This window comes from Streptomyces seoulensis (genome assembly GCF_004328625.1).
GTDB lineage: Bacteria > Actinomycetota > Actinomycetes > Streptomycetales > Streptomycetaceae > Streptomyces > Streptomyces seoulensis.
In genome coordinates this window covers 5,638,905-5,658,479 of sequence record NZ_CP032229.1, presented here as the reverse complement: position 1 = coordinate 5,658,479, position 19,575 = coordinate 5,638,905, and the positions used below count along the sequence as shown (strand labels likewise).

General features: G+C 70.0%; 21 protein-coding genes and 1 pseudogene. 7 read left to right on the top strand and 15 right to left on the bottom strand.

Going from position 1 to position 19,575, the window contains the following annotated elements:
- Positions 1 to 165 precede the first annotated feature (165 nt).
- From D0Z67_RS26085 to panD, 5 genes and pseudogenes are all read right to left on the bottom strand, one after another.
- A complete protein-coding gene (locus D0Z67_RS26085) occupies positions 166 to 591 on the bottom strand; it encodes a hypothetical protein (protein ID WP_031181314.1) in 426 nt (141 codons plus the stop codon).
- A gap of 123 nt (positions 592 to 714) precedes the next feature.
- Positions 715 to 1,362, bottom strand: coding sequence for a DUF4352 domain-containing protein (locus D0Z67_RS26080; RefSeq protein WP_031181315.1), 648 nt, complete (start codon positions 1,360 to 1,362; stop codon positions 715 to 717).
- Between the two features lie 897 nt (positions 1,363 to 2,259).
- A pseudogene (locus D0Z67_RS29960) lies at positions 2,260 to 2,415 on the bottom strand (transposase); the annotation flags it as partial.
- 471 nt (positions 2,416 to 2,886) lie between these two features.
- Positions 2,887 to 3,222: a GNAT family N-acetyltransferase gene (locus D0Z67_RS26065; RefSeq protein ID WP_031181316.1), complete on the bottom strand. Its 336-nt coding sequence runs from the start codon at positions 3,220 to 3,222 to the stop codon at positions 2,887 to 2,889.
- Between the two features lie 31 nt (positions 3,223 to 3,253).
- Positions 3,254 to 3,673, bottom strand: coding sequence for an aspartate 1-decarboxylase (panD, locus tag D0Z67_RS26060; RefSeq protein WP_031181317.1), 420 nt, complete (start codon positions 3,671 to 3,673; stop codon positions 3,254 to 3,256).
- Positions 3,674 to 4,019: 346 nt separating this feature from the next.
- Here panD and D0Z67_RS26055 point away from each other — a divergent pair, with 346 nt between their 5' ends.
- Positions 4,020 to 4,682, top strand: a complete 663-nt coding sequence (locus D0Z67_RS26055; protein WP_031181318.1) for a DUF4232 domain-containing protein — start codon at positions 4,020 to 4,022, stop codon at positions 4,680 to 4,682.
- 30 nt (positions 4,683 to 4,712) lie between these two features.
- Here the strand turns inward: D0Z67_RS26055 and D0Z67_RS26050 are convergent, their stop codons facing one another.
- The 3 genes from D0Z67_RS26050 to D0Z67_RS26040 form a co-directional block, all read right to left on the bottom strand.
- Entirely contained in the window at positions 4,713 to 5,135 is a 423-nt protein-coding gene (locus D0Z67_RS26050) for a DUF2690 domain-containing protein (RefSeq protein ID WP_051887693.1), read from the bottom strand.
- Positions 5,136 to 5,286: 151 nt separating this feature from the next.
- Complete coding sequence (locus tag D0Z67_RS26045) at positions 5,287 to 6,015, bottom strand: TetR/AcrR family transcriptional regulator (RefSeq protein WP_051887695.1); 729 nt, start codon at positions 6,013 to 6,015, stop codon at positions 5,287 to 5,289.
- A 168-nt stretch (positions 6,016 to 6,183) separates the two neighbouring features.
- Positions 6,184 to 6,726, bottom strand: a complete 543-nt coding sequence (locus D0Z67_RS26040) for a L,D-transpeptidase (protein WP_234312756.1) — start codon at positions 6,724 to 6,726, stop codon at positions 6,184 to 6,186.
- 331 nt (positions 6,727 to 7,057) lie between these two features.
- On the opposite strand from D0Z67_RS26040, the gene D0Z67_RS26035 reads away from it, so the two are divergent.
- The 5 genes from D0Z67_RS26035 (at position 7,058) to D0Z67_RS26015 (ending at position 12,362) form a co-directional block, all read left to right on the top strand.
- Complete coding sequence (locus D0Z67_RS26035) at positions 7,058 to 7,462, top strand: FKBP-type peptidyl-prolyl cis-trans isomerase (protein ID WP_031181322.1); 405 nt, start codon at positions 7,058 to 7,060, stop codon at positions 7,460 to 7,462.
- Between the two features lie 137 nt (positions 7,463 to 7,599).
- Entirely contained in the window at positions 7,600 to 8,043 is a 444-nt protein-coding gene (locus D0Z67_RS26030; protein ID WP_031181323.1) for a nuclear transport factor 2 family protein, read from the top strand.
- A 423-nt stretch (positions 8,044 to 8,466) separates the two neighbouring features.
- Complete coding sequence (locus D0Z67_RS26025) at positions 8,467 to 8,994, top strand: RICIN domain-containing protein (protein ID WP_131589716.1); 528 nt, start codon at positions 8,467 to 8,469, stop codon at positions 8,992 to 8,994.
- Positions 8,995 to 9,237: 243 nt separating this feature from the next.
- Complete coding sequence (locus D0Z67_RS26020; protein ID WP_131589715.1) at positions 9,238 to 11,079, top strand: hypothetical protein; 1,842 nt, start codon at positions 9,238 to 9,240, stop codon at positions 11,077 to 11,079.
- Positions 11,080 to 11,174: 95 nt separating this feature from the next.
- Entirely contained in the window at positions 11,175 to 12,362 is a 1,188-nt protein-coding gene (locus D0Z67_RS26015) for an FAD-dependent monooxygenase (protein ID WP_234312760.1), read from the top strand.
- A 1-nt stretch (position 12,363) separates the two neighbouring features.
- Here D0Z67_RS26015 and D0Z67_RS26010 read toward each other — a convergent pair whose 3' ends face one another.
- From D0Z67_RS26010 to D0Z67_RS25980, 7 genes are all read right to left on the bottom strand, one after another.
- Positions 12,364 to 13,194, bottom strand: a complete 831-nt coding sequence (locus D0Z67_RS26010; protein ID WP_031181327.1) for a sterol desaturase family protein — start codon at positions 13,192 to 13,194, stop codon at positions 12,364 to 12,366.
- Position 13,195: 1 nt separating this feature from the next.
- On the bottom strand, positions 13,196 to 13,909 hold the full coding sequence (locus tag D0Z67_RS26005; RefSeq protein ID WP_031181328.1) for a FadR/GntR family transcriptional regulator: 714 nt from the start codon (positions 13,907 to 13,909) through the stop codon (positions 13,196 to 13,198).
- 66 nt (positions 13,910 to 13,975) lie between these two features.
- A complete protein-coding gene (gene dgoD / locus D0Z67_RS26000) occupies positions 13,976 to 15,127 on the bottom strand; it encodes a galactonate dehydratase (RefSeq protein WP_031181329.1) in 1,152 nt (383 codons plus the stop codon).
- A gap of 27 nt (positions 15,128 to 15,154) precedes the next feature.
- Positions 15,155 to 15,766, bottom strand: a complete 612-nt coding sequence (locus tag D0Z67_RS25995) for a bifunctional 4-hydroxy-2-oxoglutarate aldolase/2-dehydro-3-deoxy-phosphogluconate aldolase (protein WP_031181330.1) — start codon at positions 15,764 to 15,766, stop codon at positions 15,155 to 15,157.
- Complete coding sequence (locus D0Z67_RS25990; RefSeq protein WP_031181331.1) at positions 15,754 to 16,500, bottom strand: IclR family transcriptional regulator; 747 nt, start codon at positions 16,498 to 16,500, stop codon at positions 15,754 to 15,756. Before D0Z67_RS25990 ends, D0Z67_RS25995 begins: the two co-directional genes overlap by 13 nt.
- Before the next feature lie 4 nt (positions 16,501 to 16,504).
- The gene (locus D0Z67_RS25985; RefSeq protein WP_078873351.1) at positions 16,505 to 17,413 is read right to left on the bottom strand and encodes a sugar kinase; all 909 of its coding nucleotides are present in this window, start codon (positions 17,411 to 17,413) and stop codon (positions 16,505 to 16,507) included.
- Between the two features lie 135 nt (positions 17,414 to 17,548).
- Positions 17,549 to 17,914 (bottom strand): STAS domain-containing protein, encoded by a 366-nt coding sequence (locus tag D0Z67_RS25980; protein ID WP_131589714.1) that lies wholly within the window; start codon positions 17,912 to 17,914, stop codon positions 17,549 to 17,551.
- A gap of 171 nt (positions 17,915 to 18,085) precedes the next feature.
- On the opposite strand from D0Z67_RS25980, the gene D0Z67_RS25975 reads away from it, so the two are divergent.
- Positions 18,086 to 19,558 carry a sugar porter family MFS transporter gene (locus D0Z67_RS25975; RefSeq protein ID WP_234312761.1) on the top strand — a complete coding sequence of 491 codons (1,473 nt, stop codon included), beginning with the start codon at positions 18,086 to 18,088 and terminating at the stop codon, positions 19,556 to 19,558.
- Positions 19,559 to 19,575 lie beyond the last annotated feature (17 nt).

The following is a 19,575-nucleotide window of genomic DNA, read 5'->3' as shown; positions in this document are numbered from 1 at the left end:
GCCACCAGCCGAGCGTCTCCACGTGAGCCGGGTGGACTTGCCAGGAATACGGCTTCCGCTTCCCCCAGCGCTTCGTCCACAGCCGCTCGGACAGCTCCTGCTCCAGCAGCTCCAGCTCAGCCGGGCTCATCCCGGCAAGCCGCGCCTCCAGGTCGGCGGGGGCGGTCACGCGTTGTCCAGTGCGGCCAGCTCGTCGGCGAGGGCCTTGACGCGAGCGGTCATCTCGTCGGTGATCGTGACGTTGGCGCGGACGGGGGCGTAGAAGCCGAGCAGCTTGGCCTCGTGGTCGAGGGCCCGGATGATGGCCTCCCCGGCCTTGGGCGCGTTCGCGCCAGGGACGAGGACCATGGGCATGAGGCCGTCGATGGCCTGGCGGCAGGTGGCGAGTTGCTCGCCGACGTACGTGCCGAACGCCTCAGTGGCTTCCTGATGCAGGCGGGCCCGGCCGCGCTTCCACGCCTCGTACGTGTTCTTCACGTCGGCGCCGATCAGCTTGGCGATCTCGCGGAACTCCAGCCGGTCGCGGGTACGCAGGAGCATGACCTGGTCCTCGCGCATGCGCCCGATCTCCGTGTCCCGCTTGGTCGCCATAGCCATACCTTCCCATGGGGGACGGTACGGATTTCGGGCGGGCCAGGATCTTGGGGGCTGCAATCCGCCGGACGCGACGGAGCCCCGACGACGCTGGTCGACGGGGCTCCGGGTGGTGCGGGGTCAGGACACGTCGGCGCGCACCGCGTCCCCGATCAACCCGTCCGTGCACGACACGTACTTCGGGGTGAACTTGCCCTTGCCGGTGATCGAGCCCGTGGTCTTCTCGCCCGGCGCCAGCTTCGTGGTGTCGAGCTGGTCCTCATCCACGGCCAGCTCGGTAGCGTGCTTGCTGCCAGTGCTGTCGATGATCGAGCAGTACAGCGGGTTCACGTGCACCTCGGCCTTCCCGGTGGCGGCGATGGTGACCGAGACGCTGGTGTAGTTGTCGCCGCTGGCCAGGATGGTCTTCTTGAAGGCTGCCTTCTTGGCGGTCACCTGCACCGGCCCGGTGGGCTTGTCCGCCTTCGTGTCGTCGGCCTTCTTGCCCGGCTCGCCCTTCGGCGTGCTGCCCACCGTGGCGGCCGGCTTCTTGCTGCCCTCGTCGCTGTCGCCCCCGCTGGCCACGGCCGCGATGATCCCGATGAGGACGAACAAGCCGATCACGCCGAGACACCCGAGGCCGATGATCTTCCCGGCGCCGGCCTTCTTCTTCGGGGGCTGCGGCGGCGGGCCCCACTGCTGCGGCGCACTGGGCCCGGCCCATCCCTGCGGCTGCTGGCCGGGCTGCTGCTGGCCGTTCCAGCCGGGCTGCTGCGGCTGCTGGTTCATGTGTCCCCCCGAGGGTCGTGTGCGTGCGCTGCAGGTGTATGACTCGTGAAGGACTGGTGTGGTTGCACAGTGAACGAAGATTCTTTGGACGCGGTCGGGCCCCGCCGTCGGGGGAACTTCACGGCGGGGCCCGAGCTTTCAGTGTGGCAGCGGGGTGTGACAGTGCTACCCCTTCGGCTTCTTCGCGCCGGGGACCGGCTTGTCCTTCGGCGGGAACCAGCCGCCCCTGCTGCCCTGGTACTCCGTCTCGCGCCGTTTCAGGCGGGGGTCGTCGGGGCTGATGGGCGGAACACCCCCGCACCTGCGGGGAGGACGCCTCGGTGTCGACCTCGGGCGTTGCCTGCTTCGGAACACCCCCGCGTGCGCGGGGGGCGACCGGAAGCGCGACCCGCGCCGACGTGGCGGCTCCGAGCCCCGCGTGCTCACCATTCGGCTCTCGCTCCACCCGGTCGAGCGGAAAGTGCGATGGTGACCGCGGGTTGGCCTCCTCCACGCAGTTCAGCGTCTGGGGGATAACTGGCGGTCTCGCGTGTCCCGTGAAGCCCCGGCTCGTTCACCGGTCAGGATCAAGAAGCTTGCTCTGTCGTTGGTCATGGTGCTAGCCGCTGCCGCGCCGCTGACCACACCCGCGTCCGCCGCCGATAAGCCCGTGCGCGAGATCAGGAGCCACGGTCTCGACGCCTGCCCCGACCACTCCCTGTGCCTCTACCAGGACCGTGACTACAACGGCACCGAGGACGCCCGGATCTGGATCATCACCGGCAGCGTGGAGCGTGCTGGAGGACAGGTGCGCCGACGGGCGGCGGCGCACCTCGCGCGAGTTGGACGCGGCCGCAGGATCGCGGCCCGGGCGGCGATCGTCCACAGTCCTGGAAGCAGAGCAGAGGGCGCTGTTCCCCCGGTGTGCAGGACGAACCGGATGCCCTGGAGCACCAACCGGTCCGGATGCCGCTTGCGGCCAGGATGATGGGCCCGACGCTCCACCTTCGGCAACAGCGGCTCCACCACAGCCCACGACGCCGATGAGCAAGGAGGAGGCCGCCGCCTTGGCACGGGTCTCGCCTCAATCGGCGGGGCGCACTCGCCACGAAGACCCTTGGTCCGTCAGCGACCCGGCTACGGCGCGACTCCGGGCTCGGAGCCGCGCCGCACGCGTGCACAAGGGCACCGCGGGGGGCCCGGTTCGGTGCTCGCCGTCACCTTCAGCGGGTGAGCGGGGGACCCGGCTCCGGGCTGGGCGCGGGTTCGGGGCCCGGCGGGATGGGCGACGGGGCGGGGCCGGGAGGTACCGGGCCCGGCTGCGGCGGGGGCGGACCGGGGGCCGGGGGCGTCGGCTCCGGGCCGGGGTCGGGCAGCGGCACCGGGGTCGGGTACGGGTCCGGCGGAGTCGGGCCGGGACCAGGGCCGGGCGCCGGGGGGACTGGGTCGGGGTTCGGCTGGGTCATGACTGCCTCCGTGCGGTCGCCGGACTTCATGGTGACCACCTCCCGACTACCCTCCGCTCACCGCCCCACTCCCCCGCGATCAGCGCCCGGCCCGCAGGCTCTCCTTGGCGGCGCCGACCAGCGCGGGGTCGGCGGCGGGCGCCTCGTCAGGATGCCGCTCGGCCCAGGCGACGACGTACGGGCACAGCGGAGCGACGGGCACGCCTTCCCGTCCCGCGAGCGCGTACAGCTCGCGGGCGAGTGAACCCGCGATGCCCTTGCCCTCGTGGGCGGGCTCCACGATGGTGTGGACGGGGACCAGGGCGCGCGCGGGCGCTTCCAGCACGAAGTACTCGATGTGCCCGGCGACTTCACCGTCGGCGACGGCCTCCAGGCGCCCCGCCGCCCGGTCGTCACGGATCTCGACACCACTCATGGGCACGCACGCTCCTGGTCGTCGTCCACGGTCAGGCCGACACGGCCTGCGGACTGCGCTGCTGGTCGGAGCCGGGTACGGGCTCGGACGGGTCGGCGCCGAGGGACACGATCCGGTTGTCCCCGTCGACATGCACGACCCGGGGCTTCAGCGCCCGCGCCTCGGCGTCGGAGACCTGAGCGTAGCTGATGATGATCACCAGGTCACCGGGCTGCACGAGGTGCGCGGCGGCCCCGTTGATCCCGATCACCCCGGACCCGCGCTCCCCCTCGATGACGTACGTCTCCAGGCGGGCGCCGTTGGTGATGTCCACGATGTGCACGAGCTCACCCGGCAGCAGATCAGCGCCGTCGAGCAGGTCGGCGTCGATGGTCACCGATCCCACGTAATGCAGGTCGGCCTGGGTGACGGTGGCACGGTGGATCTTGGATTTGAACATGGTGCGCAGCATCGAAATACTCCGAAATGTAGGCTCCCTGCCTGCGTTATTGCAGGTCAAGTGCTATTTCCACACTTTACAACGAGTCGCATTCAAGAGCGGCAGTCATCCCCGGATTTCCCGGACTCATTCTGACCATCCGCCGACTCCGAGGGCGACCCGTCCCAGACGGCCGCGAACGAACATCAGCGTGCCCGCTGCCCACTTGCCTCGTTACCGAATGCGGACATACCCCAGTGAACGATGGCCGCCCCGGCCTCATCTCACGGGGTGCAGCGAAACAGCCGATGCGGTCGGTCGGCCTGCAGGAGCAGGAAGACGTGCCGCGTCCTGAACAGACCATGGGGGAGTTTTCATCATGACCACGCGAAATGCCCGCCGCACCACCCGCATCTCCGTCCTGGCCGCCGCCACCGCCGCACTGGCGCTGGGCCTGACCGCCTGCGGTGGCGCCGACGACGGCTCGAAGGCGGCAGGCGACGACCACGCCGCCGGCACCTCAGCGAGCCGGTCCGCGTCTGGTGCCGACAGCACTGGCGGTCTCAAGGACGGGGCGCGCACGGCGACCGTCTCGAACAAGGGCGCAACGGCCGCCGCTCGGCAGTGCCGCGGAGACGAGATGCTGGTCACCGCGGTGCACCGGTTCGCCGGCCAGCAGGGCGACCACCTACTGGTCACCGCCTCGAACGAGGGCAGCACGCCCTGCTGGGTCACCTCGTACCCGGCCGTGAAGCTCGGCGGGGACGTCGACGCGGCCGCGCTGCCGCACTCGAAGAAGGACAACCCGGGCGGCGACAAGCACATCACGCTCGCGCCCGGGGGCAAGGCGTACAGCGCGGTGAACCTCTTCGACTACGGCTCGAAGCACCACACGGCGCGCTCGTTCGCCATCGCGCTGCGCGGCACGGACGGCCGCACCGGTCCGTTCTACTCCGTCGACACCAAGGGCACGAAGCCGCAGTTCACCTGGAACGAGGCCGACGTCCTGAACTGGAACACCAAGAAGCCGTACGACTTCTGACGCCTCATCAGCCAGAGGTCCGCGCCGGGCTCAATGCCAGGCGCCGCAGACGCGGCCGTCGTCGGTGATGTTCTTCTTGCATGCCCGGTACGCGTGACTGGTACCGACCATCAGGGAGTACGCAGGCCGAGAGGGCGACGCGTGGACGGGGTACGAACCCCCCTTGCGGATCTGGATCCATCCCTCCCACGCGTCGTCCCCCTTGTCGAAGAGCACCCAGGCGGCACTGCACCGGGAGGACACCCGCAGGTGCAGCCCGGGCCCTCCCTCCCCCCGGATCGCGGGGCGGAGCTCGGTGGCACCCTTGTCGCACCCCGTCGTGTGGGGGTTCTTGCCGTCGCAGGCGGAGCCACGGCAGCCAGCGGCGGTGACGGCTTCCGACGAAACCGTCCCGCTGCCGAAGAGGCTCAGCACAGCTACGGCGGCCACGGTCCAGGTCCGGATGGACTTCATGGAGACCTCGTTTCACATGGATGGTCTGGGAGATTGCTCGGGTGGCGATCGATGGACGGATCGCCACAAAAAGCCGAGCTGAGAGAGTGAGGGTGGTGGTGTCCTCACGGGTTGATGGGGGGCGGAGAGCGGGTCAGGGGTGACCGCCGGCTCAGCCGCGCGCAGGTGCCTCGTACTGCTCCGCCAGGCCGAGGCCGCTCACGATGTCCCGCATGAGCATCTCGAACATGGGCTCTTGGTCGCCGAGCAGCGGCGAGAAGTGCCCGAAGGCTTCGAGGGTGACCTGGCCGTACAGGGCGCGCCAGCAGTTGAGCATCACGAGCACGGCCTCCGGGGGGAGGGCGAGACCCGATGCCGTCGCGTACTCGTGCATCTGCCGCAGCAGGCGCGGGTCCAGCTCGTGTGAGGACGTGACCGGATAGCCGCGGGCCGCCCAGAGTTCCACGAAGACCGGACCCCACACGCCGGCCAGCCGCAGGACCCACCGGGTGGCCACGGCCGCGTACTCGTCACCGGCGGCTTCGGCGGGCGTACCGAAGAGGAAGCAGAACTCGCGCCGTCGGCCGATGGCCCACGACCGCAGGACGCGGCTGGGCGCGATCATGCGCATCGCGAAGTTGTCCGCGGCGAAACGACCGGCAGCGTCCGTCAGTTCGCGCACCAGATCGTCGACGATGTCATCGGCGGCCTGGGACACGATGTCCGGCAGCCCACGACCGAAGTGGTGGTACAGCGCGGCCGGGGTGACACCGACCTTCCGCGCGACCTCCGTGAGCGTCAGGGTCTCCACTCCGTGGTCCACGACGATGAGGCGAGTTGCCGCGAGCACCTCAGCGCGCAGTTCGGCCCGCAGACGGGCGCGTCGCCCTCCTGCTGCCACCGGTGGTCTCCCTTGTTCCTGGGACGGGGTTCCTGGGACGGGTCGTTCCGGGGCGCGATGCCTTCGCCGCGTCCTGGATCGACCGGTCGACCCTACCGGCTGCGCGCTGTCGGTCGACGTACTCCGCCCTGTCGCACATAGGTCCGCCCTCGGTACGTCGGACGAAGGTCAGGAGACCACGCGCAGGTGGGTGGGCCACCCGAGGCGGTCGAGGTGCCTGAACAGGTTCCTGATCGCGGGAGGGCTCAGCTTCACGCACCCGTTGGAGGCGTAGTCGCGGTCTCCGTCCCACCGCTGTGACTCCAGGCCACGCCGGCCGGCCTGGTTGCCGTCGCGCTTCATCTCGGAGTGGATGAACATCTCCTTGCGCTTCGTCGTCCCCTTGGAACAGGGCATGTCCTGCAACCAGACCGCGTAGCCCTTGATCTTCTTGCCGTTGTACTTCCTGGACTTGAGCTGGATACGCCAGGTGCCGTTCGGCATCCAGCCCCTGCCGCTCGCGCAGTCGTCGGTGCTGCCGACGCCGGACCCCGCCCGGTAGGTGTACAGCAGCTTGCCGCCCTTGTAGACGGACAGCTTCGACTTCAGCGGGGCGCTCCGGTTCTTGTCGAACACGAGCGTCGTGGCGGACGCGGAGACCGCCGGACGCGCTCCGGGCTTCTCCGGCGCCGCACCGGCGGACGCCGGCGACGACGTCAGTGCTCCTGTCACGGCAACGGCTGCCGCGGCCAGTGCTGCCGCATTACGAAGTCCACGCATGGTTTTCGCCTCCAGGGTTCGCCGGGCGCCTCGCGTCTCCGGGCACCCGCATCTGACTAAAGGGTCTTTAGAAACCGATGCTGATTCAAAGAGTTGTAAGGCTTTGCCACTCGAACGGCGGGCGCTCGTATCGCGAAGCGCCCCTGGAGACTCGCGCACGCCCCCGTTCCCCCAGGTCGAGCAGCGTGTGCTCCCTCTCGGTAGCGTGATCATCTGTTGCATGGAGTGTCCATGTGCCCGGCTGGCCCGTGCGACGGCTTCCGGCGAGAGTGATGAGGCTGCGATGAGTGAACCTACGAAGCCCGAGGTCGACGTTCCGGAGGGCGACGCTCCTACCGAGCTGACCATCCGGGACCTGGTGGTCGGGGACGGGCCCGAGGTGAAGCCGGGCATGGTGGTCCGGGTCCACTACGTCGGGGTGACCTTCGAGTCCGGGAGGGAGTTCGACGCCTCCTGGGACCGGGGCGAGCCGTACAAGTTCGCCCTGGGCAGCGGCAAGGTCATCAAGGGCTGGGACCGAGGAGTGAGGGGGATGAAGGTCGGCGGCCGGCGCGAGATCGTCGTTCCCCCGCGCCTCGGCTACGGCAAGCAGTCGCCCTCACCGCTGATCCCGCCGGGCTCGACCCTGGTCTTCGTGGTGGATCTGCTGGACGTGTATTCCGGCCCGAGCGGGTGGAGCAGCTCCTAGCCTCGACCTTTCACGAGCGGCGCCGTGTCGGACGGTGGGGTGCTGCTGGGTGCTGCTGGTCGAGACCGTCCGCAGTATGGGCCCGCATCAGGCGATAATAATCGTTGGCTGCCTGTGCCTATTACTTGGGGGGTCTTGTGAGTCCGAGTCCGCGCGAGGTGTTTCTCCGGCTCGTTCATGGCGTCGCTGACGGGAACTCGAGCGAGTTGCCTGACCTGTACGGCGAGGTCACCGATGTCCGGCATCCGATGGCGACGCCAGAGTCCGAGCCATTGACGAGTCGGCGTGCGCTCCGGGAGCACTTCACGGTGCCGCCGGAAGCTCGGGAGTCCTTGCCGAAGAGGAATGTCGTCGATGTCGTCGTTCACGAGACGGCCGATCCTGAAGTGATCGTCGCCGAGTTCGCCTACGAGTTCACCTTGCCGGACGACGCTGTGGCCAAGGTGCCCTGCGTCTTCGTCATGCGTGTGCGGGACGGGCAGATCATCGAGTCACGCGACTACATCGACCCGATCCGTACCTACACGGCGCGCGGGGACCTTGACCGCCTCATCGCGTCGTTGCGCAAGGGCGTTTCCTGACCCCGCGCTTTCCGAGGTGGGCTGCCCAGGAGTCGGCATGGTGGTCACCGACGCGATCCACCAGCACGTGCCGAAAGTCCCGAACCCCGGCTGACCAGCAGACTCCCCTTCCCGACGACCAGCACCACCGACCCGGAGCAGTGAAACCCCGCGCCCACCCGACACATCAGCCGGGCCGCCGGCCTGCCCCTCACCTGAACGGGCGTCGCAGTCCGGTAGCGAAGAACGGATTCGCCCCTCGGATCACCCGGCCTCACACCCTTCCGGTGTTCCTATCGGGCTTATCCACCCAGGCGAGCGAAACAACCTGAGATCCATTTCGCCGACAGGACCCCATGGGCACTCTTTTCGCGGGCACCCTCGCACGGTGTCCGCTGCTCCCGGAACGTTCCGGTGGACGCAGCCTGCCAGCAGGGAGAGTTCATGTCGGCTCGATCGGCGATCCGCCGCACGGCGCGTTGCCTGTACGCGGTCACACTGGGAGCCGCGGCGACGCTGGCCGCGGCCCCACAGGCGTCGGCGGCATCGGATGCGATGCCTCCGGGCCGGTACCGCATCGTCACGTACTCGGACCTGTGCTGGGACAGCGGCGGCGCGCAACTCACGCACGAGACCTGCGAGGAGGAGAACGCGGACCAGGTCTTCGAGCTCATGCCGTCCTACAACCGCGTCGACCAGAGGGTCCGGACCGCCGAGGGCGAGTGCCTGGAAGCGGACGGGTTCTACGTGCACGACGCCATCCGCGGGCAGAGGTGCGACTGGGACTCCTACGACCAGTTGTTCAGGTTCGTGTCGCTGGGCAACGGCAAGTACCAGATCAAGCCCGATGCGCGCGCGGGCAAGTGCGCGGACGTGGAGTACCCCACCACGCACATTCTCGTCACGTCCTCACCCTGCCGGAACTCCGATGACGCGGAGAACCAGCAGTTCATGGTCGTGCGGGTGAACTGAGGTCGCCGATACGTCCCGGCTGCCGAACACCGCGGGTCCGGGCCGCGTGATCCCGCGGCCCGGAGGCCGGGACTCATGGCGAACCCTCTGTTCCGCCCGCGTGGCGGGCCACACCTGAAAGCTTTCTGCAATCAATCGGCCACCTAGGGTGACGATGGTTGGTGTCTGCCGGCCGTGACGCAGCATGCCCCGGTGTGCTCGATGAGAGGGATGCGGATGACAGGTGCCCTTGAAGTGCGGCCGATGAGCGCTCGGGAATTCCTCGCCACACCGGCAGGCGTGGTGTTGCGCCAAGGGCCGTGGTCGGGGCGGTTCCTCGGCCACATCGGCACGATCATCGACCTGGTCGATCTGGTCGACTCCATCGCGGGCGGCGGCCCCGGCATGGACGTCGAGGACATCCTGGAGAACCACCAGGAGCTCCTCGACCAGATCCTGAAGCAGCAGGAGGATATCTCCAGCGGCATCGGCGGGATCAACGACGAGCTGCAGGGCATCGGTTCCGACATCGATCAGATCAAGGACCTGATCGGCCAGATCGGCGAGGGCCAGGACGAGGCCAGGGAGATGCTCGACCGGATCCTCGCCGAGCAGCGCAGGATGGCGCGGGAGATCAACCGCAATCTGCAGCTCATCTCCAATCAGGTCCAGGGCATGTGGACGGAGATGAACGGCTGGTTCGCGCTGACGATCACCGCGATCGCCGGCATGGCCGACACCCTGGCGGAGATCCAGCAGCAGCTCGCGCGCATCGAGGAACTCCTCGAAGAGGTGCTGGCGGAGATCGCCGAACTTCACGACAGGGTCGACTGGAACGCGGTCATCTCCATGTTCGCCGAGCACGAGCACCGGGTCGGCTACTGCATCGAGATGATGATGGCGATCACCGTCCTGCCCACCGACCCCGCACGGGAGGGCGCCGGCGGCCCCCCTCTGAAGGTGGACGCCGACGGACTGGAGTCCTGGGCGCGAGCGGTCACCGACGAGGTCGGCGGGCTGCCGTACTCGCTGTACTGCCTGCACCGCGTCCTCGTAGGCGACACCCTGCTGGGCAAGTCGCTGATGCACGTCTTCTGCCACCTGATGGCACACAAGGAGGAGGTCGACTACCGGGGTGCGGCCCGGTACTTCTTCAAGCTCGCCTCCGTCGAGGCCCAGGGCTTCGCCGCGCTCGCCAAGGCCCGCCAGGCCATCGACCTTCCCGACGTCGATTACGCCGGCCTGCTCCGCGAGCGGCTGCTCGCCCAGACCGTGAGCGTCAACGCGGCCCTGGAGTCGGCCTACGGCGTCGCCGAGTGGAACGACGTCGTGCCCAGGGAGGGCTGGGAGTCCTACGGGCTGAAGGGATACGTCCCCGCCTCGCCCACCGAGCCCATCCACTTCGTCGTGGCGAACAACCGTCAGCTGATCGGAGCGATGGGGTTTCCGTACGAGGCGTCCGGCGCGCCGGCCGAGTCACGGACGGCCGTCGAGTTCTACGTCGGCGATGCCGTGCCGGGCAGCAGGGACATCGACGATTCCTCGGTGCGCACCGTGCCTTGGATGAGGGGGACCGCCCCCGTGTACGCGATCAGCCTCGCGACAGCGACCAAGGAGGAGAACCCCGCCACCGGTGTGCGTCACAAATACCTGCGCTACTACCCGCAGCCGTTCGTGTTCGACCCCCGGTACGTCATGGTCGGTCTCCGAGCGTCCGCCCGGGACGGCGTGGCCCTCCTCGAGCCGCTGGTCGCCCTGTACGACGAGGAGACCGGCACCACCTCCTGGAACGGCGTCTCCGGAGGGCTGTGGGTGGCCGGGCTGGACGAGTCCTGCGAGCCCGTCACCGTGGACCTCGGTGACGCGGACCGGCCCCTCGACCAGCTCCCCTCGTGGCAGAGGGAGCCGCACGGCCTGGCGCCCGCGCGCGAACACCCGCTCACCGGCCTCCGCGCGGTGGGCGGCTTCCGCATCGGTTTCAAGCGCGACGGCGACAAGATGTGGTTCCGCCCCGGCCTCCTGGACGACACCTGGGAAGAACGCACCATGCTCCCCGCCGCCCCGCAGTCCGACCACCTCGTCTACGAACCCGTGGAACTGCCCTGACGCCGGGGCGGACTCGGGAAGCCCCTGGGTGAGGTCGCCCGAGGCGTCGCGGGCGAGCCGCATCCGGTCCGCCCTCCACCCCCGAAGGGGTATCCGTGAGTGATGACGTCATGACCCCACCCCACGCCCTCGTGTCCGGCGCCAGCATCGCCGGCCTCTCCGCCGCCTACTGGCTGCGGCGGACCGGATGGGAGGTCACGGTGATCGAGCGGGCGCCGGCCTTCCGGGACGGTGGGCAGAACGTGGACGTGCGGGGTGTCGCGCGTGAGGTGCTGAAGCGGATGGGGCTCTTCGACGCGGTGAAGGCGCTGAACACCACCGAGACCGGCGCGGTGTTCGTGGACGGGCGGGGCACGGTGACAGCCGAGCTGCCCGCCGGGCCGGAGGGTGCCACCGCCGAACTGGAGATCCTGCGCGGGGACTTCGCCCGTGCCATCCTCGACCACCTGCCCCCCGGCGTCGAGATCGTGTACGGCGACATGGTCACCGGCACCACCGAGGACGGCGACTCGGTCACCGTGACCACCGCGTCCGGCCGGGTGCTGCGCGCGGACCTCCTCGTGGTCGCCGAGGGCGTGCGGTCGGCCACGCGGGACCGGATCTTCGGTGACCTGGTGGACCGCCGGGCGCTCGGGGTCAACATGGTGTTCGGTACGATCCCGCGCACGGCCGGTGACGACGACCGCTGGCGCTGGTACAGCACGGTCGGCGGACGGCAGGTGCATCTGCGGCCCGACAACCACGGCACCACGCGCGCCATCCTCTCCTACCCCCGTGACGAGGACCTCGCCTCGCTCGACCGCGACCAGGCGCTGGCGCGGGTCCGTGCCCGGTACGCGGGCGCGGGCTGGGAGGCGGCCCGCGTCCTGGACGGGTTCGACGCCTCCGAGGACGTGTACGTCGACCATCTCACCCAGATCCGCATGCCCACCTGGCACCGGGGACGGGTGTGCCTCGTGGGCGACGCCGCCTGGTGCGTCACCCCCATGGGAGGCGGCGGCGCCTCGCTCGCGCTGACCAGCGGTTACGTCCTGGCCGCCTGTCTGTCCTCCGCCGACACCGAGGCCGCCCTCACGGCGTACGAGCGGTGGATGCGGCCCCTCGTCGACTCGGTGCAGAAGCTCCCGCCCGGCGTCGTACGGGCCGCCTACCCCCGGACCCGGCTCGGGCTGGCCCTGCGCACCCTGGTCGTCAAGGCCCTCACCTCGCCGCTCCTCGCACCCCTGACCGCGCGGTTCACCCAGGTCGCCGGCACGGACCGGCCGCTGCCGCCGATCGCGTGACTCACCGGGACGCCGGGGCCCAGCCGGGCGGTCCCAGCAGGTACCCGGCGCGGTCGCGCCAGCTCGCCGCCGAGCATACGTCGCGCCAGGTGGCGGCGTACTCGTGGAAGGCGACGCGCAGCGGGTTGTGGGTCTCGATGTTCTTCGTCAGGCCGTACACCACCCGCTCGCCCTCGGGCTCGAAGGTGCGGAAGAGGCGGTCCCAGGCGATGAGGATGCCGCCGTAGTTGCGGTCCAGGTAGACGTTGTTGGAGCCGTGATGGGCGCGGTGGTGGGACGGGGTGTTGAAGAGCCACTCCACCGGCCGCCACAGCCTGTCCACCCGCTCGGTGTGCAGGAAGAACTGGTAGACCAGGCTGACCGACTGCTGGAGGAGGATCATCCAGGGCGGTACGCCGAGCAGCGCGAGCGGGAGCCAGAACGGCAGCGTCGTCATCGGCGTCCAGCTCTGCCGGAGCGCGGTCGACAGGTTGAAGCGCAGGCTGGAGTGGTGGACCACATGGCCCGCCCACAGCACCCGCACCCGGTGGTGGGCGCGGTGGAAGACGTAGTACGCCAGGTCGTCGGCGAAGAACAGCAGCAGCCAGGTCCACGGCGAGGACGGCGAGAGCTGCCAGGGCGCGACGGTGAAGGCGGCGGCGTACACCAGGACCGTCACCGCCTTCCACGGCAGCCCGATGACCTGGCTCCCGGCGCCCATGGACATGCTGGTGACGGTGTCGCGCAGTTCGTAGCCGCGTTCGTCGTCGTCGGGGAGGAAGCGGTACGACAGCGCCTCGACCACGACGAGGAGCACGAACGCGGGTATCGCGTAGATCACGGCGGGGATCATGTCAGTTCACCGCTTCCGGGGCTGTGGTGGGGACGCTGCGGGACAGCAGTTCGCGTGCCAGCCGTTCGGCCGCGTCGGCCTCGCGGGCGGCGATGAGCGTGCCGAGCCGCAAGTGGGCTTCCACGTCGAGGAGTTCGTCGGCGCGCAGGGCGTCCGGTGCCTGCGCGACCGGGACCGCGCCGGTGACCAGGCTGTTGAAGGCCAGCAGGTAGGCGATGTTCCCGGAGCCCTCCACGATCAGCCGCCACCAGGCCACGTCCGCCTCGCCCAGCTCCGTCAGGTCGGGGCCCCGCACGGCGTACCGGCCCGCGCTCTCCATGATTCTCGAGGCGGCGTGGTCGGAGCAGCGCAGCGCGCACAGCCGCGCGGCGTCGGCGCCGACGCAGACACGCATCTCCAGCGCGTCGCGGGTGAGTTCGGCGATCGAGGGCCCGCTGTCGGCGCCGGCGATCCCGATGGCGAGGTCGAGGCCGGCGGTGCGCCGCCAGTCCAGGACGAGGGTGCGGCCGCCGTGGCTGACCTCGATCAGCCGGGCCTGCTGGAGCCGCTTCACGGCCTCGCGGACCGCGTGCCGGTTCACCCCGAACTCGGCCGCGAGGTCCCGTTCGGCGGTGAGCGGGGCACCGGGCGGAAGGGTCCCGCCGAGAATCCGGTCGCGCAGTACGGCGTACAGCTGGTCGGAGACCGCCTCACGCCGTACGGGTAAGGGAGTCATGGCGAACAGAGTGGGCGACGGCTGGGCACTGGTCAACTGGTTGGACCAGATCGGCCGTCCGCACCCTTACCACTCCGCGAAGGAGCCGTCCGTGTGCCGCCACACCGGGTTGCGCCAACGGTGGCCGCTCTCGGCAGCCTTGGCGACGGCGTCCTCGTCGATCTCGATGCCGAGGCCGGGCGCGGTGAGCCGGGCCATGTGGCCGTCGGTGGTGTCGAAGTCGAAGACGGAGGTGTCCACGAGGTAGTCACCGAGGTCGGAGCCGACGTTGTAGTGGATGCCGAGGCTGGTCTCCTGGATGAAGGCGTTCGGGCTGGCGAAGTCCACCTGGAGGCAGGCCGCGAGCGCGATGGGGCCCAGCGGGCAGTGCGGGGCGAGTCCGACGCCGTGCACCTCGGCCTGGGCCGCGATCCGGCGCACCTCGGAGATGCCGCCGGCGTGCGAGAGGTCGGGCTGGGCGAGTGCGATGCCGGAGCGCAGGACGGGGTCGAAGTCCCAGCGGGAGTAGAGGCGTTCGCCGGTGGCGACGGGGATGCTGGTGGCCGCGGTGAAGTCGGCGTACTGCGAGGTGAGTTCGGGGAGCAGGGGCTCCTCGATGAACATCGGCCGCAGCGGTTCGAGCGCGCGGGCCAGTTGCTTGGCGAGGGCCGGCGAGGTGCGGCCGTGGAAGTCGACGGCGACGTCCCCGTCCTCGCCCATCACCTCGCGCACGGAGGCGACTCGGGCGAGGACGGCGTCGATCTCGCGGGAGGTCTCCAGGTGCTTGAGCCGGCCGCCGACGTTCATCTTCACGGCACGGTAGCCCTGTTCGAGGCGCCGCGCCGCGTGCTCGGCGGCCTCGCTCGGGTCGTCGCCGCCGATCCAGGAGTACATCCGCATCCGGTCCCGTACGGCGCCGCCGAGCAGATCGTGCACCGGGACGCCGTGGTACTTGCCCTTGATGTCCCACAGTGCCTGGTCGACGCCGGACACGGCGGACGACAGGACCGGGCCGCCCCGGTAGAAGCCGCCCTTGGTCATGACCTGCCAGTGGTCCTCGATGCGCAGCGGGTCCTGGCCTATGAGGTGGTCGGAGAGTTCGTCGACGGCTGCGGCGACGGTGTGGGCGCGGCCCTCGACCACGGGCTCGCCCCAGCCGGTCACTCCCTCGTCCGTCTCGATCTTCAGGAAGAGCCAGCGGGGGGCGACGAGGTAGGTCGTGAGTGCGGTGATCTTCATGGCGGCTCCTGTCTGCGTGCGGGTGGTTCAGGGCTTCAAGAGGTCTGCCAGTGAGCGGAGTTGATCCGGATCATCGAGAGCCGAGCCGACGGCGACGACCTTGGCCCCCGCCGCGAGGTACGCGGCCGCGTTCGACGCGTCGATGCCGCCGGTGGCGACGAACGGCACCTCCGGGAAGGGCCCGCGCATGGCCCGGAACCAGTCCGGGCCGAGCACGCTCGCCGGGAACGCCTTCAGCCAGTCCAGGCCCAGCGCCCGCGCCGCCTGCACATCGGTGGCCGTCGCCACGCCGGGCAGATGCGGCAGCCCGGCGTCGAGACTGGCCCGCGCCACCTCGGCGTCGAGCCCCGGCGCCACGGTGAAGGCCGCTCCGGCCGACACCGCCCACGCCAGCCGCTCCGCCGTGGTGACGGTGCCCGCGCCGACCGTCCTGCCGTGCCCGGCGCCCGCCTCCGCGACGGCGGCCAGCACTTCCGCGGCCTCCCTGCTCTGCACCGGCACCTCGACACACTCGATGCCCAGATCCCAGGCGCGGACGGCCAGTTCGACAGACTTCTCCAGCGGCATCCCGCGCAGGATCGCCATCACGGGCGCCCCCGCGAAGATCTGGTCGAAGGACAAGGGGGTCACGGTCGCCATCCCAGCTCCCTGGAGATCGTCTCTGCGGTGGTGATCAGCTCCGGCAGCACGTCCCGCTCCAGCGCGGTGAGGTCCGCCTTCGCCTTGAGCGCGGTCACCGAGACCGCCGCTATCACCTCGCCGCCGCTGTCCCGTACGGGTACGGCGACGCAGTTCACGTAGTCCTCGTACTCGCCGTCGTCCACGGCGAAGCCCCGCGCGCGGGTCTCGTCCAGCGTCTTCCGGTAGGCGGCCGGGTCGGTGATGGTGGTGCCGGTGTGCGGGGCGAAGTCGCAGGCGGCGAGCAGGGATTCGGCCGTCGCGCGCGGCACGTGGGCGAGGATCGCCTTGGCGACACCGGCGGTGTGCAGGGTCACGGGCCGGCCGATCTGGGAGTAGAGCCGCACCCCGTCCACCGGGTCGACCTTGTCGACGTAGACGATCTGGTCGCCCTCCAGTGCGGCGAGGTGCACGGTGTGTCCACAGTGCTCGCCGAGGGCACGCAGGTGGCCGGCCGCGATCTCCTTGATCCCGAACTGCTCCAGCGCGAGGTGGGCGAGTCCGGCGAGCCGGTGCCCCACCGCGTACCGCCCGTCGGGCAGCCGTCGCGCGAGTCCGCCCTCGGTCAGCGACTCCAGGATGCGCAGCGCGGTCGACCGGTGCACGCCGAGGTGCTCGCCCACCTCGGTCTGCGTGCGGGGGGCGCGGGCGATGAACTCCAGGATGTCGATGGCCCGTCGCACCGTCTGTGACATGGCGTCAGTTCCCTTCCAGAGTGTCGGCGGGCACATAGTCCTCGATGCTGCGCAGGGTGCGCCCGGCGAGGCGGTGCCCGAGGGTGAGCCGCTCCGCGGAGCCGAACCCGCGCAGGAGTCCGCTCAGATAACCGGCGGCGAAGGCGTCCCCGGCGCCGACCGCCTCGACGACCTCGACGGCGGGAGCGGCTGCGAACTCCCGTGTAGAGCCGCTGAATTCGGTGGCGCCGACCTCCCCGTCCTTGACGACCAGCGTTCCCCGAAGCGCGAGGTGGGCGTGGATCTCCTCCGCCGTGGCGGTTCCCCACAGTCGCTCACCCTCGTCCCGGCCGACGAAGACGAGGTCGGCCCGGCGGGCCAGGTCGCGCAGCGCCGCGCCCGCCTCATCGAGCGAACTCCACAGCGCGGGACGGTGATTCACGTCGAAGGACACCAATACCCCGGCTCGCGAGGCCCGTTCCATGAGCAGCTCCACCAGCTCCGCGCAGCCCTGCGACAACGCGGGCGTGATCCCCGTCAGATGCAGCAGCCGGGCCCCGGCCAGGTCGACGCGCTCGGCATCCTCGGGCCCCATCCGTGAGGCGGCCGAGCCGCGCCGGTAGTAGTGCACACGGGTGCCGTCCGGCCCGGGGTCCTTGAGATACAGCCCGGTCGGCGCGTCCGGGTCGACCCGTACTCCGCCGACGTCCACCCCGCGCCCGCCGACAGCGGCGACGATCCGCCGCCCGAGCGGGTCGTCCCCGACGCGGCTGACCCACGCCGACCGGTGTCCCAGGTCGGCCAGATACTGGGCCACCGTCGACTCGGCTCCCGCGACGGCGAGGCGCACCTCACGACTGCGTTCGAGCCCTTCGCCGTCGGCCGGGGTGACCTGCGCCATCGTCTCGCCGAGGCAGACCGTCGTACCGGTCATCGCCATCCCCTCCCACGACATGCGGCTGCGGACGTGCGGAACAGTAGCAGCCCTTGCGCAACAGGCGTGCACATGTTGCAACAAGCCCAGGCCGCATCGTTCCGCCGGCCGACAGGAGGGGCCGTACCAGGGGCGCTACCCCGCGCGGGTGAGCCCGGCCTCGGCCGCCTCCGGGGTGGAGAAGGTGGGCAACACCTCAGCGGTGCCGGTGACTTCCAGCATGCGGTCTACATACCTGTTGGTGCCTATCAGTCCGACCGGGCGCTGCCGCCGGATGGCGAGAAGGTGGTTGACGAGCAGGGAGTCGGCGAAGCTCAGGTGCCGCAGGTCGTACACGAGCGGGCCGGGGAAGAGGCGCAGGACGTCGGCGGTGGCGCGCTCGACGTGGTCGATGAAGGCCAGGTCGAGTTCGCCGCGCAACTCCATCACCCATACGGCGCCCCGCTGCGCGGAGGCGGACACTCCCGTTCCGCCCTCGTCGTGTCGTTGCTGGGAGTACATGCGCACGAGCATTCCGCATTGCTTGACGCATGACAACATTGCGTGTCCATGCGAACACTGGGCGTCGCCACCTGGTACAGGTCATCCCCTCGTAAGCATCACCGGCTCTCATCAGGGCAGACGTTCTCGGTCCGGGCGCCGAGAGACCCGGATTCGAAGGAATGGATCACGGTGTCAGTGCAGAGCGTGGACGACCGCCGCCCCGGCGAGTCACACGAAAGAGGGACAACCCACAAGCCCCGCCGTACGGATCGCGCCAAAGCGGGCGGCCTGAACGGGCAGATGCTGATGGCGGCCGTGGTGTCGGCGATCAGCGGCCTGCTGTACGGCTACGACACCGGCATCATCTCCGGCGCGCTGCTCCAGATCTCGGACGAGTTCCACATCGGCAGCACCATGAAGGAGACCATCGCGGCCGGCATCCTGCTCGGCGCGGTGATCGGCTCCCTGGTGTGCAGCCGGCTCTGCGAGCGCTTCGGTCGGCACCGCACCATCCTGCTGATCTGCGGGATCTTTATCGCGGGCAGCCTGACCTGCGCCCTCGCCCCCAACGCGGTGGGCCTCGCGCTCGCCCGCGTGCTGCTCGGCTTCGCCGTCGGCGGCGCCACCCAGACCGTGCCGATGTACGTCGCCGAACTGGCCCCCATGGCGATCCGCGGCCGGCTGGTGCTCTGCTTCCAGCTCGCCATCGGCGCGGGCATCGTCATCGCGACCGTCGTCGGCGCGACCGAGGCGGTGTCCTGGCGGGTGGCGATCGGCGCGGCCGCCGTACCGGCCCTGCTGATGCTGCTGGGTCAGTTGCGGCTGCCGGAGAGCCCCCGCTGGCTGATCCTGCGCCACGGGCGGACGGACCGGGCCCGCGAAGTCCTCGAGAAGCTGCGGCCCGAGGGCTACGACGTGGACGCCGAGCTGGACGAGATCGCCGGCCTGGCCAAGCAGCAGGAGGACACCGACAGCGCGGAGCGGGGCTGGCGCGGGCTGCGGCAGCCGTGGGTGCGTCCGGCGCTGATCGTGGGCTGCGGCATCGCGGCCTTCACCCAGCTCTCCGGCATCGAGATGATCATCTACTACGCCCCGACCATCCTCACCGACAACGGCTTCCCGCAGGCCGACGCCCTGCGGATCAGCGTGGCCCTCGGCGTGGTCTATCTGGTGATGATGATCGTCGGCCTGTGGATCGTGGACAAGGTCGGCCGCCGCAGGCTCACCCTGATCATGGTGCCCGGCGCCGCGCTCAGCCTCTTCGCCCTCGGCGCCCTGTACGTCACCGGCCACGGCACCCGTGCCTACGTCCCGGCGATCGTGGGCTGTCTGCTGGCCTTCATGTTCTTCAACGCCGGCGGTCTCCAGCTGATGGGCTGGCTCACCGGCTCGGAGATCCACCCGCTGTCGGTGCGGTCGGCCGCCACCAGCGTCCAGTCGGCCACGCTGTGGAGCACCAACCTGCTGATCACCCTGACCCTGCTGACCATGATCAGCGCCTTCGGGGTGGGCCAGGTCTTCTGGATCTACGCCCTCTTCAACGTCGCCGCCTGGCTGTTCGTCTGGCGGAAGATGCCGGAGCTGACCGGACGCAGCCTGGAGGACATCGAGCAGCACCTCAAGGACCGGAAGTTCCGGCCGCGGGACTTCGCCCGGTCGTGAGGCGGCGGGGGCGCTCC